Here is a 17,748-nt window from a genome sequence, read left to right on the forward strand (position 1 = left end):
CAGGCTAAGAGCGCTTTTGCCTGCAGCCTGAAGCCTGTGGCCTGCAGCCCCAAAAACAGGATTTGAATCATGCTCCAAGTCGAAAAACTGCATCAGTATTACGGCGGCAGCCACATCCTCCGTGGCCTGTCGTTCGACGTGAAGGTCGGCGAGGTCACCTGCCTGCTCGGCCGCAACGGCGTGGGCAAGACCACCCTGCTCAAGTGCCTGATGGGCCTGATCCCGGCCAAGGCTGGCCATGTGCAATGGGAGGGCAAGGCCATCACCGCCTACAAGCCGCACCAGCGCGTGCAGGCCGGCATCGCCTACGTGCCCCAGGGGCGTGAGATCTTCGGCCGCCTGACGGTGGAAGAGAACCTGCTGATGGGCCTGTCACGCTTTCCCGGCAGCCAGGCCAAGGAAGTGCCGGCGTTCATCTACGAACTCTTCCCGGTGCTGCGCGAGATGAAGCATCGCCGCGGCGGCGATCTGTCCGGCGGCCAGCAGCAACAGCTGGCCATCGGCCGCGCCCTGGCCAGCCAGCCACGCCTGTTGATCCTCGACGAGCCCACCGAAGGCATCCAGCCCTCGGTGATCAAGGAGATCGGCGCAGTGATCAAGAAACTCGCCGCCCGTGGCGACATGGCCATCCTGCTGGTGGAGCAGTTCTACGACTTCGCCGCCGAACTGGCCGACCAGTATCTGGTGATGAGCCGCGGCGAGATCGTCCAGCAGGGCCGTGGTGAGAACATGGAAGCCGAAGGCGTACGCGGGTTGGTGGCGATCTGACCTGCGCCCGCCTGTGGGAGGGGCTTTAGCCGCGACGACTCAGAGGTAGCAACCTCCCGACCACGGGTGCATCACAGGTGTTGCCAGCTCACACGCACCGAATTGGTTCGAGGCACGCCTATTGCTTGCCCACTCGGTCAACTATTGCATGGAACCTGCCCTGCCATGAATCTGCCTGCCGCCCTGTTCACGCCCAGCTGGCCCGCCGAGCTGGAGCTGGCTTACGCGCGCCACGGCGAACGCACCACGCCGGTGCGCAGGCGTCATCTTGGCCCTCTCCGGGTGCAGAAACACCTCCACGCCGAGGGGCCGGAGGTGTGCCAGCACATCATCGTCCACCCGCCCGGCGGCATCGCCGGTGGCGACCGCCTGGACATCTCGGCCCATGCCGGCGAACGCACCTGGGTGCAGCTCACCAGCCCCGGCGCAGCCAAGTGGTACCGCGCCGCTGGCGCGGCCCGCCAGGATCTGCGCCTGCGCGTCGAGGCCGGCGCCACCCTGGAATGGCTACCGCAGGAAACCATCGTCTATGCCGGCGCCCAGGCCGAACTGCACACGCAGATCGAGCTGCACGGCGACGCTCGCCTGTTCTACTGGGACATCGTTGCCCTCGGCCGCCCCGCCGCCGACGAGCGCTTTGCCTGCGGCCACTTTCAGGCCGCACTGGATGTTCGCCGGGATGGCAGGTTGCTGTGGCACGAGCGCCAGCGCGTGAGCGGTGGCGACGGCCTGCTCGACTCGCCCATCGGCCTGAACGGCCAGCCGGTATTCGCCACCCTGCTGGTCAGCGGCGAGGCGGACAACGAACTGCTGGAGCGCTGCCGCGAAATGAAGATCGACGGCGTGCGCGGCGACCTCAGCCAGCTCGCGGGCCTGCTGGTCGCCCGCTGCCTGGCCAGTGAAGCGCTCAAGGCGCGTGCCTGGTTGATCGAACTCTGGCGCCTGCTACGTCCGGCGCTGCTGGGGCGTGAAGCGGTTCCACCCCGAATCTGGAATACCTGAGGCGGAGGCTGCCTGCAGCCACCCCATGAACTGGAGCGAACAATGGATCTGAGTCCACGCGAGAAAGACAAGCTGCTGATCTTCACCGCCGGCCTGGTGGCCGAGCGCCGCCTGGCCCGCGGGGTCAAGCTCAACTACCCGGAGGCCATGGCCTATATCTCCGCAGCCCTGCTCGAAGGCGCGCGCGACGGCCAGACCGTGGCCGAGCTGATGCACTTCGGCACCACCCTGCTGGCCCGCGAGCAGGTGATGGAGGGCGTGCCGGAGATGATCCCGGAGATCCAGATCGAAGCCACCTTCCCCGACGGCACCAAGCTGGTGACCGTACACCAGCCGATTGCGTGATTCATGAGTTATTCGATAGTGAATGCCGGCGAAGCCGATCTGCCCGGCATCCTGGCCATCTACAACGACGCCGTGCAGCACACCACGGCGATCTGGAACGAGACCCTGGTTGATCTGGCCAACCGCCGTGCCTGGCTGGCCGAACGCACGGCGGCCGGCTTTCCCGTACTGGTCGCGCGCGATACCAGCGGCGAGGTGATCGGCTATTCCAGCTACGGCACCTGGCGCAGCATCGAAGGCTTTCGCCACACCGTCGAGCATTCGGTCTACGTACGCGCCGACCAGCGCGGCCAGGGCCTGGGCCCGGCGCTGGTGCAGGCGCTGATCGAGCGCGCTCGCGCCGCCAACCTGCACGTCATGGTCGCCGCGATCGAGTCAAAAAATGCCGCCTCGATTCGCCTGCACCAGCGCCTCGGCTTCGTCACCACCGGACAGATGCCCCAGGTCGGCCGCAAGTTCGGCCGCTGGCTGGATCTGACCTTTATGCAACTGATTCTGGAGTGAGCAGCCCATGATTCCCGGCGAATACCAGATTGCCGATGGCGAGATCGAGCTCAATGCCGGCCGCCGCACCCTGACCCTGTCCGTGGCCAACAGCGGCGACCGGCCGATACAGGTCGGCTCGCACTACCACTTCTTCGAGACCAACGATGCGCTGATCTTCGATCGAGCATCCACGCGAGGCATGCGCCTGAATATCCCAGCCGGCACCGCGGTGCGTTTCGAGCCCGGGCAGAGCCGTGAGGTCGAGCTGGTCGATCTGGCCGGTGCGCGCCGGGTGTTCGGCTTCGCCGGCCGGGTGATGGGCGACCTGGATTGAGTTGCCCCTTGTAGGAGCGGCTTCAGCCGCGATAACGGCTTCGCAGCTAAAGCCGCTCCTACAAGAAGAACCACAGCTCCTAAATCCCCTGACAGACAGAAAAGACGCGCCAGCCTTCGCGCCACAAGGGAAGCGAATATGAAAATCAGCAGACAAGCCTATGCCGACATGTTCGGCCCCACCGTCGGCGACAAGGTGCGCCTGGCCGATACCGACCTGTGGATCGAAGTGGAGAAGGACTTCACCACCTACGGCGAAGAAGTGAAGTTCGGCGGCGGCAAGGTAATCCGCGACGGCATGGGCCAGGGCCAGCTGTGCGCCGCCGATGTGGTCGACACGCTGATCACCAACGCGCTGATCATCGACCACTGGGGCATCGTCAAGGCCGACGTCGGCCTCAAGGACGGGCGCATCGCTGCCATCGGCAAGGCCGGCAACCCGGATATCCAGCCCGACGTGACCATCGCCATCGGTGCCGGCACCGAGGTGATCGCCGGTGAAGGCATGATCCTCACCGCCGGCGGCATCGACACCCATATCCACTTCATCTGCCCGCAGCAGATCGAAGAGGCGCTGATGAGTGGCGTCACCACCATGATCGGTGGCGGCACGGGCCCGGCCACCGGCACGAACGCCACCACCTGCACCTCCGGGCCATGGCACATGGCGCGCATGCTGCAGGCTGCCGACGCCTTCCCGATGAACCTCGGTTTCACCGGCAAGGGCAACGCCTCGCTGCCGGAGCCCTTGATCGAGCAGGTCAAGGCCGGCGCCATTGGCCTGAAGCTGCACGAGGACTGGGGTACCACGCCGGCGGCCATCGACAACTGCCTGAGCGTGGCCGACCAGTACGATGTGCAGGTGGCGATCCACACCGACACGCTGAACGAGTCCGGCTTCGTCGAAACCACCCTCGACGCGTTCAAGGGCCGCACCATCCACACCTATCACACCGAAGGCGCTGGCGGCGGTCACGCGCCGGACATCATCAAGGCCTGCGGCTTCCCCAACGTGCTGCCGTCCTCGACCAACCCGACCCGGCCCTTCACCCGCAATACCATCGACGAGCACCTGGACATGCTCATGGTCTGCCACCACCTCGACCCGAGCATCGCCGAGGATGTGGCCTTCGCCGAGAGCCGCATCCGCCGGGAAACCATTGCCGCCGAGGACATCCTCCACGACCTCGGTGCCTTTTCCATGATCAGCTCCGACAGCCAGGCCATGGGCCGCGTCGGCGAGGTGATCACCCGTACCTGGCAGACCGCCGACAAGATGAAGAAACAGCGCGGCGCCCTGCCCGAGGACGCCCCCGGCAACGACAACTTCCGCGCCAAGCGCTATATCGCCAAGTACACCATCAACCCGGCGATCACCCACGGCATCAGCCACGAGGTGGGCTCGATCGAAGTGGGCAAGTGGGCGGATCTGGTGCTCTGGCGCCCGGCTTTCTTCGGCGTGAAGCCGACGCTGATTCTCAAGGGTGGGGCGATTGCCGCCAGTCTGATGGGCGACGCCAACGCCTCGATCCCGACACCGCAGCCGGTGCATTACCGGCCGATGTTCGCCAGCTACGCCGGCAGCCGCCATGCCACCAGCATCACCTTCATCAGCCAGGCGGCGTTCGACGCCGGCGTGCCGCAGCAGCTCGGCTTGCAGAAGCAGATTGGCGTGGTGAAGGGCTGCCGCGAGGTGCAGAAGACCGACCTGATCCACAACGGCTACCTGCCGCACATCGAGGTCGATCCGCAGAACTATCAGGTCAGGGCCGACGGCCAGTTGCTCTGGTGCGAACCGGCCGAGGTGCTGCCGATGGCGCAGCGTTATTTTCTGTTCTGACATCCCTGGCGGGTTTCGCCCGCCCTACGGGATAGGCGATTGCCCCGCGTGCGCAAACCTGTAGGGCGGGTGCAACCCGCCAACTTACTTGCCAACACCCAGGTCATCAAGGTTCGAATCCCCGTCCCAATCGACGGGATAAACGCCCTGTTTCACCCAACGGTGAAACGACGACCAGGGCCAATCCCGCACACGCGTCACCAGCCCATGCTTGAGCGGGTTGCCGTGCAGGTAGTCGAAGTGCCGGGCATAGTCGTCCTCGTCACGGATCAAATGTTCCCAAAAGCGTTGCTGCCAAAGCGTGCCTTGACCCCTTGCATAGCGTCGCTCGCTCATCAGGTCGATACGGTTGTAGTCGCGACAGGCATGAGTAACGTGTCGCTTGATCAGGCGCCATCGATTGGAAAAGTCCGCATCATCGGGTGGCAAGCGCCAGATGGCATGCAGGTGATCGGGCAACAGTACCCAGGCGTCGATTGCGAAGGGCTGGCTCAGGCGCACCGTCTCGATTGCCTCGCGCAGGGCCTGGCGAATATCGGGGCGGGTGAGAATTGGCTGGCGCCGCTCGCTGACCAGCGTGAAAAAATAGGTGCCGCCAGGAACGGCGGCGCGGCGGTAGTCAGGCATGGCAACGTCCTTGTTGCAGATGGTCGATGGCGGGTTTCACCCGCCCTACGGATCATGGGTAGGGCGGGTGCAACCCGCCATTGCAATACAGACTAGCTAAAACATCAGGACGCCTGCTTCATCTCGTCATAGGCATTGAGATAATCACCCGCCAGCTGTTGTTTCTCCTTGTCGCGAAGCAGTTTGCCGGCCATCTGGAAGAAGGTGTGTTCTTCTTCCTTGAGGTGATGCTCGACCTTTTCCGCCAGCGCCTTGGCTTGCGCCAGCCAGCTGGGGCTGCTGGGGTCGGTTTCCTCCAGGCCCTCGACCATTTCATCCATCTCGTGATGCTCGGCAATCGCATGGCGCGACAGATCGACGCCCGCATCCTGCTGCATCAGGGGGATATAGAAATGGCGCTCCTCGGCCACTGAATGCACGGCCAGTTCGTGCTTGAGCTGGGAGAACAGGGCGTGGCGCTCGGCGCTGTCGCCCTGGGTGGCGATCAATTTCTGCGCCAGTTCGCGCTGGATGTCGTGGCTGATGCGTAAGGCTTCGAAAATCGTCATGCAGGCACCTCTTCCTGAGTCACGGTTGTAGTAGCACTAGACCATCAGGACGCGTATAGGTGCCGTACCGCTTGCTCAACGCAACTGGCTGTCCTTGTGAACCCCACCACGCGATGCATCGCCACGAACCCTTATGATCACGCTTGGTCGCATGCCGAAATGCAGACCGGCATCAGCGAATACCTTCTGTTTCAAGCTGTGTTGCAGTGGCAGGGAATCTCGAAGACGAACACCTGTCCTAACGTCCAGCCCAGAATTCTCTGGCAATTTCATGGAAGATCAGGAATACCACAGGATGCCTACTACTCCATCTCGCCTGCTCAAGGGCGGTCTCTTCGCCTTGACGGGCCTGGCAATGATTGCGGCGATGGTCGTGCACACCTCGTCCCGCCTGGACTTTCTAGATTCCGCCCTTCAGGCCGAAGGTAATGTCGTCGCTCTCAACGCAGGCGGCTCCCATCCCGAGATAGCCTTTACCGATGACAGCGGCGCCCGTATTTCCTACCCCCAGGGCGGCTGGATTTATGGCTATCAGGTTGGCATGCAGGTAAAGGTCTACTATCGGCCCGAGGCGCCGGCCACCTCTGCTGTGATCGATGACTTCGGCGCTCTTTGGGGAACCTCGGCCCTTCTTGGGCTGCTGGGTTCCGTCTTCATGGTCAGCGGGCTGCTGACCCTCGCCAGACGCACGCCTCACGAAAGCGTCTGAGCAACATCACAAGGAAGCGATAATGTCGATGATGACCATCCCTCTGCCCGTCAACCCCAGCCGCTGGGACTATGTCACTGCCAGTGGTGGCGGCTTGACCGTAGCCTTCGTGGCCGGTAGCGGCGGCTCGATAACCCTACGCTCGCCAACCGGCGAGAATCTCAAACTGAACTACAGCGGCATCGGTGCGGGCATTGGCTTAGGAGCCAAACTGCCACGCTTCGGCAAAGTGGACATCAAGATCAAGGGTAAGAGCGTCGGCGGCGCCGGGGCAGCGGAAGCCTTCCCCAGCGACGGCGCGATCTTCGTCGCCGACGACCTGGTGGCTGGCGACCTCACCCGCGACCATATAGTCGGCCCCTGCATGTACGTGGAAGCGGGCGGAGGTGTTGCGCTCGGTGTATCCGCAACGGCCATGCTGTTCGGCCTGGACCCGAAGCTGCTGGCGGCGGTCATGCTGTCGAATGCAACTCCAGCAACCAACCTCACCATCTCGCCGATACTGACCCGCAAACTGATGCAGTCCGCGAATGGCGCGCTGCTGATGGCAGGAGCCAATCTCGGCGTGCAAGCCGGGATCGGCGGAGCGGTCTATATCGGCGCGCTGTTCTGAGGTTTCAACGCAACTGGCTGTCCTTGCTGCCCCGGCGGTTATAACCGCTATAGACGGCGTTTTCCCGGTCGTGCTCGGCCTGGCACTTGACGCACAGGCGCACGCCGGGAATGGCCTGGCGCCGGGCCTCGGGGATGACGGCATCGCATTCTTCGCAATGCCGCAGACTCTCGCCTTTCGGCAGTTGCCGGCGAGCACGCGCGACGGCGTCCTCGATGCTGCTGTCGATCTGTTCCTGAACTGCGTCGTCGCTTGCCCAACCGCCTGCCATGCTCGACCTCCTCGCATTCACCCGACAGATATGCGCCCGGTAAATGCGAAGTGCAAGTGCTGCCCGTCGCTACTCGCGGACTTCCATGAACTCCTTGGCCCAGAGGATGTAATCCTCGGGCATGGTGTACTTGTGGGTCAGCTCGGTTGCGTTGAGGTCGCACGGCTGCGCGCCGCGCTGTTCGCGCAGGCAGTCGTAGGTGGCCTTGATCGCGGCGAAGTAGGCGGCGTGGCCGTTGACCACGATGCGCACGCCCAGGCGCGCCAGGCGCTGGTTGTCACGCAGCTCGGGGTTGCCGTAGGTGACCAGCATCAGCGGCACCTTGAGACCTGCCGCGATCTGCTCCAGGTGGGCGAAATCCCTGACTCCGACCAGGCAGATGCCATCTGCGCCGGCCGCCTCATAGGCGCGGGTACGGCGGATCACTTCATCGACTTCCAGCACGCCGGCATGGGTACGGGCGATGACGGCCAGGTCAGGATCGACGCGTGCTTCCAGCGCGGCGAGGATCTTGCCGACACCCTCCTCGATGGAGATCAGGTCGGTGGACTTGCGACCGAACTGGGCCGGCAGCAGGGTGTCTTCGATGGTCAGCGCGGCAACGCCGGCGCGTTCCAGTTCGACCACGGTGCGCATCACGTTGAGCGCATTGCCGTAGCCATGGTCGGCATCGGCGATCACCGGCAGGCGCGCGACGCGGCCGATGCGCGCGGCCTGCTCGACGAATTCGCTGAGGGTGATGAGGGCGAAGTCCGGCGCGCCGAGTACCTGTAGGGAGGCGACGGAGCCGCCAAGGATGCCGACTTCGAAGTCGAGATCGGCGGCAATGCGGGCGGACATGGGATCGAAGACCGAAGCCGTGTGGTAGCAGCGGTCGGAAGCCAGCAGGGCACGAAAGGCGCTGCGCAGCTCATGGTGGGATGCACGTTGCAGGATGGGCATGGGGCGTATTCCAAAGTCGGTTGAATCGCTTTTTTCTCTTTTTAGTAATGGCGTAGACGTGACGAATGCTAGCGCAAGGCACTTGCTGCCAGCTTTCAAACGAATCGCCGTGGCGGATGACCAGCAATTTATCGGCCAGCCAGCTCCGCGGGCAGCGCCGGGAAGAACCCACCGCCGGTAAGCAGGCCGTATGCCATCCAGATGGCGACGGCCAGATAGAACAGCCGAGGCGCCCAGCTCGCCAGCATCTGCTGGCTAGCAGCCAGCTGCTGCGCCTGCAGGCGGGCGAAACGCAGCAGTGCCTCGCCCGGCCGTCCGGTCGCTTCACCGGTATTGAGCACGCCGATCAGCATGGCCTTGCCGGGAAAGCTCAGCCCATCGAAGGCACGCACCAGCGATTGCCCGGCAGCGACTCGCGGCGCCAGAGTGGCGAAATCCCGCCTTAGCCGCGCATTGCTCACCGCGCTGCAGGCTCGTGGCAAGGCATCGAGCACCGGCATGCCGGCCTCCAGCAATAACCCGAGACTGTCACAGAAATTTCGCAGGTCAGCGCGGCGCTGCAGGCCGCCGAGCACTGGCAGGGCCAGTAGCAGATCGTCGAGAGCGCCAGGCTGAGCGGTGCTTCGCTGCTGCCAGCGACGCCACAGCGCGCGAGCCACCCACAGTGGCGCAGACAGCCAGAACAGCGGCAGCAGTACGGCAGCAAGGTATCCCGCAACGCTAAGGTTTCCAGCGACCAAAGCGGGCAAGGGTTTGACCGCCAGCGCCAGCAGCAGCACGCCTGCCGGCAGCAGCAGGCGCGACACCAGTTCAGCCGCATGGCGAGCCTGTCCCTCGTAACGCTGCGCCAGTTGCTCGTAGATATGAGCCAACGCGCCGGCTTCCTGCGCGGCGCGTACCAGGCTGCTTTCCAGTGGCGTGAATACGCCACTCAACTGGCCGGAACTCGCCAGGTCGCGACCGTTGCCCACCATCTGCCGCAAGCGCTTTACGGCGGCCTCATGGCGGCCCCCGAGGTTCAGACTGGCCAGCGCTCGATCGATGGGCACACCGGCGCGCTCCATCGCCCCCAGGTGAGCGAACAACGCGGTGCGGCTGCGCAGATCGAGAGTAACTTTGGCACGCGACATGATCGGACTCGGTGGATTGCAGCGCTCAGGTTAACCAGTCGCCATGCGAGCCGCTACGGTTCCATGGGCGGCATCGGTGCATGCGGCATCCAGCGCCTGAGGATCGCCTCGAGGCTGCCGTCCTCGTGCATCTGCCGCAACGCGCGCTGCCAGCGCACCACGCGCACCACCGACGTCTGCGGGGAGAAGGCGATGTAGTAGGCCGAGCGCATGAACGGCGCATGCGCGGTGACATCCTGCGGTTTGAGATCCACGGCGGCGAGCTCGCCAGCCAGGGTCAGGTCCTCGGTAGCGATCAGGTTGACCCGGCCATGCTTGAGCAAGGTCATCATGTGCTTCGAACTGGGCACGCCGTAGAGATTGGTGAACCCCTTGGCACTCAGAGTCTCAAAGGTGTACCACTGCTTGGGCAGCGCCAGAGGTCCGCTGGTTGCGGCCTGCTGCAAGGTGTCGATGCTCAGGTGGCGGGATTTCAGCGAGTAGAAGCTGGTGGTGCCAACCACTATGGGGCCGACCCATTGAAACTTGCCCTCACGCTCGGGCGTACGCACGGTGGAAAACAGGGCGATGTCTTCATCCTGTTGGGCCAGATGGAACGCGCGAGTCCAGGGCGCCATCTCGATCTGTCCACGGTCGCCGGTACGCGCCAGCAAGGCCCTGACCACTTCGACGGAGAAACCACTGGCTTCGCCGTCGCGCATGAAACTCATCGGCGGCGCATCCTCGGTGAGCAGACGCAATTGCGCTGCCGCCGGTGCGCACAGCACCACCAGCACGACACTCAACCATTGACGCAAGCGTTTGCCCATCATGCCCCCTCCCGCTTGCAGCCTAGCAAGTCACACTGCGCAACGCAGCAGCTCACTCGACGCGAAGCAGATCAGCCAGCGCCCTCTCGTCGGCATTGGGAAACCAGCGCCGATAGATACGCTCCAGGCTACCGTCCTGGCGCATGCCCTGAAGCGCCTGCTGCCAGCGGGCAACACGAGCGGCATCGGTGTGCAGGGAGAAGGCAATGTAGGAGTCGTTGGGCATCAGGTCGAACTGCGCCTGCAACTGTCCGGCATGCATGCCCTGTTCGGCGAGCATGCCATCGAGGGTCAGGGTGTTGGCCAGTAGCAGCTTGACCCGGCCATGGCGAAACATGCGCAGCATGTCCTGCGGGGTTGGCACGCCGTAGAGGTTATCCATATTCCGCTGACTCAGCAGTTCATAGCTGTACCACTGTTTGGGCACGGCCAGGGTCCCGAGTCGGCGCACATCGTCGAGACTGGTGACGCGCAATCCGGCATCCTTGTGCGTGTAGAACCGCGTATAGCCCCGCGCGATCGGCCCAACCCACTGGAACTCGGCTTCACGCTGCGCAGTGCGGACGGTGGAAAACAGCGCGGTATCGGCCTGGTGACGAGCCTGGTGATAGCCGCGTGTCCAGGGCACCAGTTCGATACGCGCCGTATCACCGGTGCGGCGGATCAGCGCCTCGACAACGGCCACGGCCATGCCGCTCGGCTCGCCGTCCTGCAGAAAGCTGAACGGTCGATAGTCTTCGGTGTACAGCCGCAACTCGGCAGCTGGCAAATGGGCGCCAAGGCTGCCTAGTAACAACAGAACCGCAACCGGGTACTTCAGGTTCATTACGCTATACCGTCAAGGGCACGCCCTACAGCGAATTCAGAGCGTCCGGGGCAGGATCATAAACGCCGGCGCAGTCCATCACCAAGCTTGTGCAGGCGCGGTCGTATCGGCCAAATCCCTGGCGCTCATTACCCGGGGTTCGAGCAGCAGTTGCAGGCGCGAGCTGGCCCGTTCACCGCTCAGAGCGCGCTGCACCAGGCGCACCGCATGGTCCCCCATGGCTTTTGGCTGTTGCAGCAGCAGTGCCTGGATCTGTCCCTCGCGCAGAGCACTGAGCAGCGGCTCGCCCCCGTCGAAGCCGACGAAGTCTACCTGCCCGGCCTTGCCCAGCTGGCGCAGGGCCGCCAGGGTTGCGCGAGTGCTGGTGCCATTGGCGCTGAACAGGCCGTCGAGTCTGGGTAATTGCTCGCTCAGGGCCTGGACGATGCGCTGGCGGTCATCGCCCAAATAGCTATCGAACACTACCTGCAGCCCCGCCGATTGGGCTGCGAGCAGAAAGCCGCGCTCGCGTTCTTCGGTCGATTGCAGGCCGGGGCGCAGGCGCAATACACCGACCCGACCACCGCGCCCGAGACGCTCGGCCAACTGCTGCCCGGCCAACTGCCCGGCAAGGAAGTTGTCGGTCGCCACCAGCGCATAGGCGCCGTCACCGGCGACGCTGCGATCGACGTAGACGGTAGGAATGCCTTCGGCGCGCAGAGCCGCGATACGTGTGTCGATGGCGTCGCCGGCAGGTGCGATGATCAGCGCCTTGCAGCCATGGGCAAGAACATGTTCGATCAGCTGCAGCTGCACCTCGACGCGGCCCTCCTGTGCCGGCCCGCGAGTGTAGAGTTGCAGTTGCAGATCGTCGGCGGTGCGCCTCGCTCCGGCCTCCAGCTCGGCCCAATAGGCCGAGGTGCCGGCCGGCACCAGGCCAATGCAGTCGCGCGCCCAGGACGGCGTCGCCGGCAGGCCCCAGGCGCTCAGCAGCAAGCAAATGAAAGGGATGATTCTCGGCATGTTCGACTCCAGAGCCTCGCCATCACTTTAGCAGCGCCATTGCGCGGCGCGACTCCTGTCGGCAAGCTGTCGGCTCATACTTTTTCACATTCAAAACCGACAGTCGGGCTAGCTCTGGCGCGCCGGGCAGGCGATCATCGGGCTTCCTACGCAGACTCCAGCTACCATGACCGCCACTACCGACAGCCGTACCCCGACGCACAAGCCCCGCCCGTTGATCGATCTGGCGATCAGCATCCTGATTCCCTCGTTCATTCTGATGAAGCTCAGTGGCGAGCATCGCCTCGGCGCCGACGGTGCGCTGCTGCTGGCCCTGGCGTTCCCCCTGGGTTGGGGCGCGTTCGAGCTGATCAAGTATCGCAAATTCAACTTCATCGCCCTGCTCGGCCTGATCAGCGTGGCGTTGACCGGCGGCATCGGCCTGCTGCATCTGGACACCCAGTGGCTGGCCGTCAAGGAAGCCGCCATACCCGGCCTGATCGGCATCGCCGTGCTGGTTTCCACCCGCACCCGCTATCCGCTGATCCGCACCCTGCTGTTCAACAAGACGGTGCTCAACGTCGACAAGATCCATGATCGGCTGGAGCAGGGTGGTCACGTCGAGCATTTCGAAACGCGGCTGATGCGCGCCACCTACTGGCTCAGCGGCACCTTCTTCTTCTCCTCGTTCATGAACTACGTGCTGGCCAAGTGGATCGTGGTCAGCCCGGCCGGCACCGAAGCGTTCAACGACGAACTGGGGCGCATGACCCTGCTCAGCTATCCGATGATCGCCATTCCCTCGATGATCATGCTCATGGCCATTTTCTACTACCTGTGGAAAACCATTCATGGCCTGACCGGGCTGAGCCTGGAGGACATAATGGCCAACACCGGTCAGGAATCGCAGCACTGAGTCGCGCCGACCTGCGGGTCGGCAGCGCTGCACATGTTCGGTCTATCTGCCTACCCGGCCCTGTTTATCTCCGCCTTCGGCGCGGCGACATTGCTGCCACTGCAGTCCGAGGCGGTGCTGGTCGCCCTGCTACTGGCGGGTCAGCATCCGCTCTGGGCACTGCTGCTGACGGCCACCCTGGGCAACGTCCTGGGCTCATGGGTCAACTGGCTGCTGGGGCGTTCGATCGAACATTACCGCGAGCGGCGCTGGTTTCCCGTCAGCCCCGCTCGGCTGCAGCAGGCACAGGCCTGGTATGCCCGTTACGGACGCTGGTCGTTGCTGCTCAGCTGGATGCCGGTGATCGGCGACCCATTGACGCTGGTCGCCGGGGTGATGCGCGAACGCCTGTGGATATTCCTGGCCATCCTCACCCTGGCCAAAGCCGGCCGCTACGCGGTGCTGGCAGCGCTGACCCTGGCGTGGATATGAACGTATCGGAACAATCGCTGACACAACTACAGAAGGGTGCCTGCATGCTTGCCAGTTGAGTACTGGCGGCGGCTCCCTGATACTGCGCAGCGCGCCGCGCGGGCACGATCCGCCAACGGCCGTTGCGAGCGGCCGGCAAGCCGGTGAACAGCCGCCTCGTCAGAGGCATGCGGCCCCACTACCCCGGGGCCTGGTGAGCGAGGAATAGCGGTGTCTGTCGTAGAAGCCAAACCCAAACTGAAGCGCAGCGACCTGATCTGGACGCTGATCGGGCTCGGTGCCGTGGTGCTGTCTGGCTTCCTGCTCTACCGCGAACTGCGCAATATCTCCCTGGACGAAATCAAAGGCAGCCTCGAAGCGATCTCTCACATGAACTGGCTGTTGGCCGCTGCCGCGACGCTGGGCGCCTACTGGGCGCTGGCCTGGTACGACCGCATCGCCATCGCCCATCTTGGCAAGAAGATTCCCTGGCGCTTCATCACGCTGTGTTCCTTCACCACCTACGCCCTGGCTCACAACATCGGTGCGTCGGTGTTCTCCGGCGCGGTGGTGCGTTACCGCGCCTATCGCAGCAAGGGCCTGACGCCACAGGAAATCGGCATCCTCATCGTCTTCTGCTCCTTCACCTTCGCCCTCGGCACCCTGCTGGCCAGCGGCTGCGTGTTGATCGCCCAACCCGATCTGATTCACCGGGTGGCCAATATCACGCCGCTGGTCTCGGTGATCATTGGCAGCGTCCTGCTGAGCCTGGTCGGTCTTTACGTGCTGGGCTCCTGGCGCCAATTCAAACCCTGGACCCTGGGCAAGCTGCACGTGGAATATCCGCGCCTGCCTATCGTCAGCCGCCAGTTGCTGGCCGGCCCGCTGGAGCTGCTATGCGCGGCGGCGATCATCTATTTCGCCCTGCCGGCCGACAATCACCCCGGCTATCTGGTGGTGCTCGGCGTCTTCCTCGCCTCCTTCTCGCTGGCCCTGCTGTCCCATGCGCCAGGTGGTCTGGGCGTGCTGGAAGTGACCTTCCTCGCTGCCCTGCCGGAAATTCCCGCGGCCGACGTACTGGCTGCGCTGATCGTGTTCCGCGTGTTCTATCTGCTGCTGCCCTTCGCCCTTTCACTGCTGGTGGTACTGGGCTTCGAATGGAGCCAGTGGAAGGAAAAACAACGCGGCACCCATCTGCCATCCTGACGACTCGCCGCCACCGCAGCACTGGCATAGAATACGCGGCCATTTTTTGCGGCCCTGCGTTTCCATGTCCTTCTCTACGCCCGCCCGCGCCTGCGGCATCGACTTCGGCACTTCCAACTCAACCGTCGGCTGGCTGCGGCCCGGCCAGGACAGCCTGCTGCCCCTGGAAGACGGCAAGATAACCCTGCCCTCGGTGATTTTCTTCAACACCGAGGAACGCCGCCCGGTATACGGTCGTCTGGCGTTGCACGAGTACCTGGAAGGTTACGAGGGGCGCCTGATGCGCTCGCTGAAAAGCCTGCTCGGCTCCAAGCTGCTGAAAAGCGAAACCACCGTGCTGGGCAGCGCCCTGCCCTTCAAGGACCTGCTCGGGTTCTTTATCGGTGAACTGAAAAAACGCGCCGAAGCGCAGGCCGAACGCGCCTTCGAGGAAGTGGTGCTGGGCCGCCCGGTGTTCTTCGTCGACGACGATCAGACGGCCGATCAGGAAGCGCAGAACACCCTGGTGGCCGTGGCGCACAAGCTCGGCTTCAAGGAGGTATCGTTCCAGTACGAGCCCATCGCCGCGGCCTTCGACTACGAGTCGAGCCTGGCGCGCGAGGAGCTGGTGCTGATCGTCGACATCGGCGGCGGCACCTCGGACTTCTCCCTGGTGCGCCTGGCGCCTGAGCGTCATCAGCTGGCCGAGCGTCAGGACGACATCCTCGCCACTGGCGGCGTGCACATCGGCGGCACCGATTTCGACAAGCAGCTGTCGCTGGCCGGGGTGATGCCGCTGTTCGGCTACGGCAGCCGGATGAAGAGCGACGCCTTCATGCCCACCAGCTACCACCTCAACCTGGCCACCTGGCACACCATCAACGCGCTGTACGCACAGAAAACCCAGCTGGCGCTACAGAACATGCGTTACGACATCGTCGACGCCACCGGCATCGACCGGCTCTTTGGCCTGATCGAACAACGCGCCGGGCACTGGCTGGCGATGCAGGTGGAAGAGAGCAAGATCGCCCTCAGCGAGCAGGAGGCGCGCGCCATCGACCTGTCGCGCGTCGAGCCGGGCCTGGTCGCCGAGCTGACCCGCCCGCTGTTCGAGAACGCCATCGAGCCGCTGCTCGAGCGCATTCGCGCCAGCCTCACCCAGCTGCTGGCCGATGCCGGCATCGCTGCCGATCAGGTCGATACTCTGTTCTTCACCGGCGGCTCCAGTGGCGTGCCGGCCCTGCGCCAGAGCGTAGCGGCGATGCTGCCCAACGCGCGCAGCGTAGAAGGCAATACCTTCGGCAGCATCGGCAGTGGCCTGGCCATCGAGGCGAAGAAGCGCTACGGCTAAGGCTGGCGCCATTCTGTTTCCAAATGTGCCCGTGCGCCACGGCGCCGGTCACAGGGGCTAGGTTTACCCGGTGTTCAATCAGCCCACCGGGTGATCGCCATGCTGAAGAAACTGCTGCTCGTTGCCACCGCGCTCGGCCTGCTACTCACCGGCCCCTTCGTCCAGGCCCATCATGGCTGGAGTTCCTATGATGCGGACCAGCCTCTGACCCTGGAAGTGCCGCTGCAGAGCGTCAACTATCGCAACCCGCACGCCGACGTGAGCATCGAACACGACGGGCGCACCTGGCAGGTGATACTCGCCCCGATCAGCCGCCTGCAGTCACGCGGCCTGCCGGAAGCCGACCTGACGGAGGGCAAGACCGTGACCATAGTCGGCTATCCACGCAAGGACGGCACCGCGGAGATCCGCGCCGAACGCATCATCATCGATGGCCGCACCATCGAACTCAGGTAGATGGACAGCCTGATCGCCTGGTCGGCCTGGCTGGAAGCCTCGGGCCTGGGCGAGCAGATGCGCAGTTCGGCGCTGCTCTATCCGCTGTTCAACTTGTTGCACCTGCTTGGCCTGGTGCTGCTGCTTGGCCCCATGCTGCTGCTCGACGCGCGCTTGCTCGGGGCCGGCCGCGCCTTCTCCCTGCCGGCCGTGTCGCGGGCGCTGACGCCGTTGGCGGTGGCAGGCCTGTTATTGCTGGTGGGCAGCGGTATCTGCCTGTTCGCCGCCGACGCCGGACCGCTGGCAGTCGACCGTCTGCTGCAGCTCAAGCTGCTGCTGATCGTCATGGGTATCGGCAACGCCCTGCTGTTTCGCCACCTATGGAGTACGCGGCTGAGCGAATGGGACAGGCGCGCGCCACTGCTCGGCCGAATTCAGGCGGCACTGTCGCTGCTGCTCTGGCTACTGGTGATGAGCCTCGGTCGCCTGTTGGCCTACTTCTAGGGCGGCGTGCGCTGTTTGGGCGTTGCGTTTAAAAACTCCCAGCGTTGGCAGGACCGTTTCAAAAATGACCTGTTATCCTGCGCGCCTTCGCCCCCTCGAACAGGAACGCCCCGATGCAAGCCCAGCTGAAAGAATTGATAGCCAAGATTAGCTCCGGCTGCCTGAGCGAGGACGAGATCACGCGCATCGCCGACGAGGCGGCGCAGGCCTATGCCGATCCCGCCGCCTTCCTCGCCGCCAACCCGGACGTCAACTACGATGACGACTTCCCGATCCCGTTGGGCGAATGGGTGGTGATCGGCAGCCTGCCGGATACCGTGCTGTTCCAGGCCGACAGCTATGAAGAGCTGTTCCAGCGCATCACCGAGTCCTTCGGACCGCAGGTGCAGTTCGTGCTCAAGGCCAAGCAACTGGCCAAGACCGAGCCGCTGAAGGCGCTTAACCGCATCCAGGTGCAACTTTCGGCGCTGTCGCCGGAAACCGGTGGCTATACGCTGGTGGATATCAGCGAGCCACTGGACGATGAACTCCAGGCAGTACTGGTGTACACCAGCGACCTGCCACGCGTGATGGAGCTGGCGGTGGAAGTGGGCATCTACGCGGCACCAGCGCTGGAAGCCTTGCAGGCAGCGCAGGACGAGGCACAGGCGTAGCCCGCTCGGCTGCAAAAGAAAAAG

At 64.1% G+C, this 17,748-nt stretch carries 23 protein-coding genes; 15 read left to right on the top strand and 8 right to left on the bottom strand.

The window, feature by feature from the left end:
- The first annotated feature begins 69 nt into the window (after positions 1-69).
- The 6 genes from urtE (at position 70) to ureC (ending at position 4,774) form a co-directional block, all read left to right on the top strand.
- Positions 70-768, top strand: coding sequence for an urea ABC transporter ATP-binding subunit UrtE (gene urtE / locus DXK50_RS00225; protein ID WP_212628950.1), 699 nt, complete (start codon positions 70-72; stop codon positions 766-768).
- Between the two features lie 165 nt (positions 769-933).
- The gene (locus tag DXK50_RS00230) at positions 934-1,770 is read left to right on the top strand and encodes an urease accessory protein UreD (RefSeq protein ID WP_212628951.1); all 837 of its coding nucleotides are present in this window, start codon (positions 934-936) and stop codon (positions 1,768-1,770) included.
- A gap of 42 nt (positions 1,771-1,812) precedes the next feature.
- Positions 1,813-2,115 carry an urease subunit gamma gene (gene ureA / locus DXK50_RS00235; RefSeq protein ID WP_024306823.1) on the top strand — a complete coding sequence of 101 codons (303 nt, stop codon included), beginning with the start codon at positions 1,813-1,815 and terminating at the stop codon, positions 2,113-2,115.
- A gap of 3 nt (positions 2,116-2,118) precedes the next feature.
- Positions 2,119-2,619 carry a GNAT family N-acetyltransferase gene (locus DXK50_RS00240; protein WP_212628952.1) on the top strand — a complete coding sequence of 167 codons (501 nt, stop codon included), beginning with the start codon at positions 2,119-2,121 and terminating at the stop codon, positions 2,617-2,619.
- A gap of 7 nt (positions 2,620-2,626) precedes the next feature.
- Positions 2,627-2,935 carry an urease subunit beta gene (locus tag DXK50_RS00245; protein WP_064493952.1) on the top strand — a complete coding sequence of 103 codons (309 nt, stop codon included), beginning with the start codon at positions 2,627-2,629 and terminating at the stop codon, positions 2,933-2,935.
- A 138-nt stretch (positions 2,936-3,073) separates the two neighbouring features.
- Complete coding sequence (gene ureC / locus DXK50_RS00250; protein WP_212628953.1) at positions 3,074-4,774, top strand: urease subunit alpha; 1,701 nt, start codon at positions 3,074-3,076, stop codon at positions 4,772-4,774.
- Between the two features lie 84 nt (positions 4,775-4,858).
- Here ureC and DXK50_RS00255 read toward each other — a convergent pair whose 3' ends face one another.
- Complete coding sequence (locus tag DXK50_RS00255; protein ID WP_212628954.1) at positions 4,859-5,401, bottom strand: REP-associated tyrosine transposase; 543 nt, start codon at positions 5,399-5,401, stop codon at positions 4,859-4,861.
- A gap of 104 nt (positions 5,402-5,505) precedes the next feature.
- Positions 5,506-5,949, bottom strand: a complete 444-nt coding sequence (locus DXK50_RS00260; RefSeq protein WP_024306818.1) for a hemerythrin domain-containing protein — start codon at positions 5,947-5,949, stop codon at positions 5,506-5,508.
- 295 nt (positions 5,950-6,244) lie between these two features.
- Between DXK50_RS00260 and DXK50_RS00265 the strand changes: the two genes are divergently transcribed.
- Positions 6,245-6,658: a DUF3592 domain-containing protein gene (locus DXK50_RS00265; RefSeq protein ID WP_212629537.1), complete on the top strand. Its 414-nt coding sequence runs from the start codon at positions 6,245-6,247 to the stop codon at positions 6,656-6,658.
- A 22-nt stretch (positions 6,659-6,680) separates the two neighbouring features.
- Positions 6,681-7,271, top strand: a complete 591-nt coding sequence (locus DXK50_RS00270; protein ID WP_212628955.1) for a hypothetical protein — start codon at positions 6,681-6,683, stop codon at positions 7,269-7,271.
- Positions 7,272-7,275: 4 nt separating this feature from the next.
- Here DXK50_RS00270 and DXK50_RS00275 read toward each other — a convergent pair whose 3' ends face one another.
- The 6 genes from DXK50_RS00275 to DXK50_RS00300 all read right to left on the bottom strand — a co-directional run bounded on the left by DXK50_RS00275 (position 7,276) and on the right by DXK50_RS00300 (position 12,251).
- Positions 7,276-7,542, bottom strand: a complete 267-nt coding sequence (locus DXK50_RS00275; protein WP_212628956.1) for a DksA/TraR family C4-type zinc finger protein — start codon at positions 7,540-7,542, stop codon at positions 7,276-7,278.
- A gap of 69 nt (positions 7,543-7,611) precedes the next feature.
- Positions 7,612-8,475, bottom strand: coding sequence for an isocitrate lyase/PEP mutase family protein (locus DXK50_RS00280; protein WP_161865077.1), 864 nt, complete (start codon positions 8,473-8,475; stop codon positions 7,612-7,614).
- 137 nt (positions 8,476-8,612) lie between these two features.
- The gene (locus DXK50_RS00285) at positions 8,613-9,614 is read right to left on the bottom strand and encodes a type II secretion system F family protein (RefSeq protein WP_212628957.1); all 1,002 of its coding nucleotides are present in this window, start codon (positions 9,612-9,614) and stop codon (positions 8,613-8,615) included.
- A gap of 53 nt (positions 9,615-9,667) precedes the next feature.
- Positions 9,668-10,426: a substrate-binding periplasmic protein gene (locus DXK50_RS00290; protein WP_161864776.1), complete on the bottom strand. Its 759-nt coding sequence runs from the start codon at positions 10,424-10,426 to the stop codon at positions 9,668-9,670.
- 49 nt (positions 10,427-10,475) lie between these two features.
- A complete protein-coding gene (locus tag DXK50_RS00295) occupies positions 10,476-11,249 on the bottom strand; it encodes a substrate-binding periplasmic protein (protein ID WP_161864775.1) in 774 nt (257 codons plus the stop codon).
- Positions 11,250-11,327: 78 nt separating this feature from the next.
- Entirely contained in the window at positions 11,328-12,251 is a 924-nt protein-coding gene (locus DXK50_RS00300) for a substrate-binding domain-containing protein (protein ID WP_212628958.1), read from the bottom strand.
- Positions 12,252-12,417: 166 nt separating this feature from the next.
- On the opposite strand from DXK50_RS00300, the gene DXK50_RS00305 reads away from it, so the two are divergent.
- The 7 genes from DXK50_RS00305 (at position 12,418) to DXK50_RS00335 (ending at position 17,724) form a co-directional block, all read left to right on the top strand.
- The gene (locus tag DXK50_RS00305) at positions 12,418-13,146 is read left to right on the top strand and encodes a VC0807 family protein (RefSeq protein WP_161864773.1); all 729 of its coding nucleotides are present in this window, start codon (positions 12,418-12,420) and stop codon (positions 13,144-13,146) included.
- Between the two features lie 33 nt (positions 13,147-13,179).
- Positions 13,180-13,617 carry a YqaA family protein gene (locus tag DXK50_RS00310; protein ID WP_212628959.1) on the top strand — a complete coding sequence of 146 codons (438 nt, stop codon included), beginning with the start codon at positions 13,180-13,182 and terminating at the stop codon, positions 13,615-13,617.
- Between the two features lie 210 nt (positions 13,618-13,827).
- A complete protein-coding gene (locus DXK50_RS00315; protein WP_161864771.1) occupies positions 13,828-14,802 on the top strand; it encodes a lysylphosphatidylglycerol synthase transmembrane domain-containing protein in 975 nt (324 codons plus the stop codon).
- Positions 14,803-14,866: 64 nt separating this feature from the next.
- On the top strand, positions 14,867-16,132 hold the full coding sequence (locus tag DXK50_RS00320) for an Hsp70 family protein (RefSeq protein ID WP_212628960.1): 1,266 nt from the start codon (positions 14,867-14,869) through the stop codon (positions 16,130-16,132).
- Positions 16,133-16,231: 99 nt separating this feature from the next.
- Positions 16,232-16,588 (top strand): DUF6152 family protein, encoded by a 357-nt coding sequence (locus DXK50_RS00325; RefSeq protein ID WP_212628961.1) that lies wholly within the window; start codon positions 16,232-16,234, stop codon positions 16,586-16,588.
- Positions 16,589-17,071 carry a hypothetical protein gene (locus DXK50_RS00330; protein ID WP_212628962.1) on the top strand — a complete coding sequence of 161 codons (483 nt, stop codon included), beginning with the start codon at positions 16,589-16,591 and terminating at the stop codon, positions 17,069-17,071.
- Between the two features lie 113 nt (positions 17,072-17,184).
- Positions 17,185-17,724 (top strand): hypothetical protein, encoded by a 540-nt coding sequence (locus tag DXK50_RS00335; RefSeq protein ID WP_161864767.1) that lies wholly within the window; start codon positions 17,185-17,187, stop codon positions 17,722-17,724.
- Positions 17,725-17,748: the final 24 nt, after the last annotated feature.

Source organism: Pseudomonas sp. KB-10, from assembly GCF_018221585.1.
GTDB classification, from domain to species: Bacteria; Pseudomonadota; Gammaproteobacteria; order Pseudomonadales; family Pseudomonadaceae; genus Aquipseudomonas; species Aquipseudomonas yangonensis.

Excerpts from the sequence above, each read along its gene's own strand:
- urtE (WP_212628950.1), top strand. The coding sequence starts at position 70 with ATGCTCCAAGTCGAAAAACTGCATCAGTATTACGGCGGCAGCCACATC.
- DXK50_RS00230 (WP_212628951.1), top strand. The coding sequence starts at position 934 with ATGAATCTGCCTGCCGCCCTGTTCACGCCCAGCTGGCCCGCCGAGCTG.
- ureA (WP_024306823.1), top strand. The coding sequence starts at position 1,813 with ATGGATCTGAGTCCACGCGAGAAAGACAAGCTGCTGATCTTCACCGCC.
- DXK50_RS00240 (WP_212628952.1), top strand. The coding sequence starts at position 2,119 with ATGAGTTATTCGATAGTGAATGCCGGCGAAGCCGATCTGCCCGGCATC.
- DXK50_RS00245 (WP_064493952.1), top strand. The coding sequence starts at position 2,627 with ATGATTCCCGGCGAATACCAGATTGCCGATGGCGAGATCGAGCTCAAT.
- ureC (WP_212628953.1), top strand. The coding sequence starts at position 3,074 with ATGAAAATCAGCAGACAAGCCTATGCCGACATGTTCGGCCCCACCGTC.
- DXK50_RS00255 (WP_212628954.1), bottom strand. The coding sequence starts at position 5,401 with ATGCCTGACTACCGCCGCGCCGCCGTTCCTGGCGGCACCTATTTTTTC.
- DXK50_RS00260 (WP_024306818.1), bottom strand. The coding sequence starts at position 5,949 with ATGACGATTTTCGAAGCCTTACGCATCAGCCACGACATCCAGCGCGAA.
- DXK50_RS00265 (WP_212629537.1), top strand. The coding sequence starts at position 6,245 with ATGCCTACTACTCCATCTCGCCTGCTCAAGGGCGGTCTCTTCGCCTTG.
- DXK50_RS00270 (WP_212628955.1), top strand. The coding sequence starts at position 6,681 with ATGTCGATGATGACCATCCCTCTGCCCGTCAACCCCAGCCGCTGGGAC.
- DXK50_RS00275 (WP_212628956.1), bottom strand. The coding sequence starts at position 7,542 with ATGGCAGGCGGTTGGGCAAGCGACGACGCAGTTCAGGAACAGATCGAC.
- DXK50_RS00285 (WP_212628957.1), bottom strand. The coding sequence starts at position 9,614 with ATGTCGCGTGCCAAAGTTACTCTCGATCTGCGCAGCCGCACCGCGTTG.
- DXK50_RS00290 (WP_161864776.1), bottom strand. The coding sequence starts at position 10,426 with ATGATGGGCAAACGCTTGCGTCAATGGTTGAGTGTCGTGCTGGTGGTG.
- DXK50_RS00295 (WP_161864775.1), bottom strand. The coding sequence starts at position 11,249 with ATGAACCTGAAGTACCCGGTTGCGGTTCTGTTGTTACTAGGCAGCCTT.
- DXK50_RS00300 (WP_212628958.1), bottom strand. The coding sequence starts at position 12,251 with ATGCCGAGAATCATCCCTTTCATTTGCTTGCTGCTGAGCGCCTGGGGC.
- DXK50_RS00305 (WP_161864773.1), top strand. The coding sequence starts at position 12,418 with ATGACCGCCACTACCGACAGCCGTACCCCGACGCACAAGCCCCGCCCG.
- DXK50_RS00310 (WP_212628959.1), top strand. The coding sequence starts at position 13,180 with ATGTTCGGTCTATCTGCCTACCCGGCCCTGTTTATCTCCGCCTTCGGC.
- DXK50_RS00320 (WP_212628960.1), top strand. The coding sequence starts at position 14,867 with ATGTCCTTCTCTACGCCCGCCCGCGCCTGCGGCATCGACTTCGGCACT.
- DXK50_RS00325 (WP_212628961.1), top strand. The coding sequence starts at position 16,232 with ATGCTGAAGAAACTGCTGCTCGTTGCCACCGCGCTCGGCCTGCTACTC.
- DXK50_RS00330 (WP_212628962.1), top strand. The coding sequence starts at position 16,589 with ATGGACAGCCTGATCGCCTGGTCGGCCTGGCTGGAAGCCTCGGGCCTG.
- DXK50_RS00335 (WP_161864767.1), top strand. The coding sequence starts at position 17,185 with ATGCAAGCCCAGCTGAAAGAATTGATAGCCAAGATTAGCTCCGGCTGC.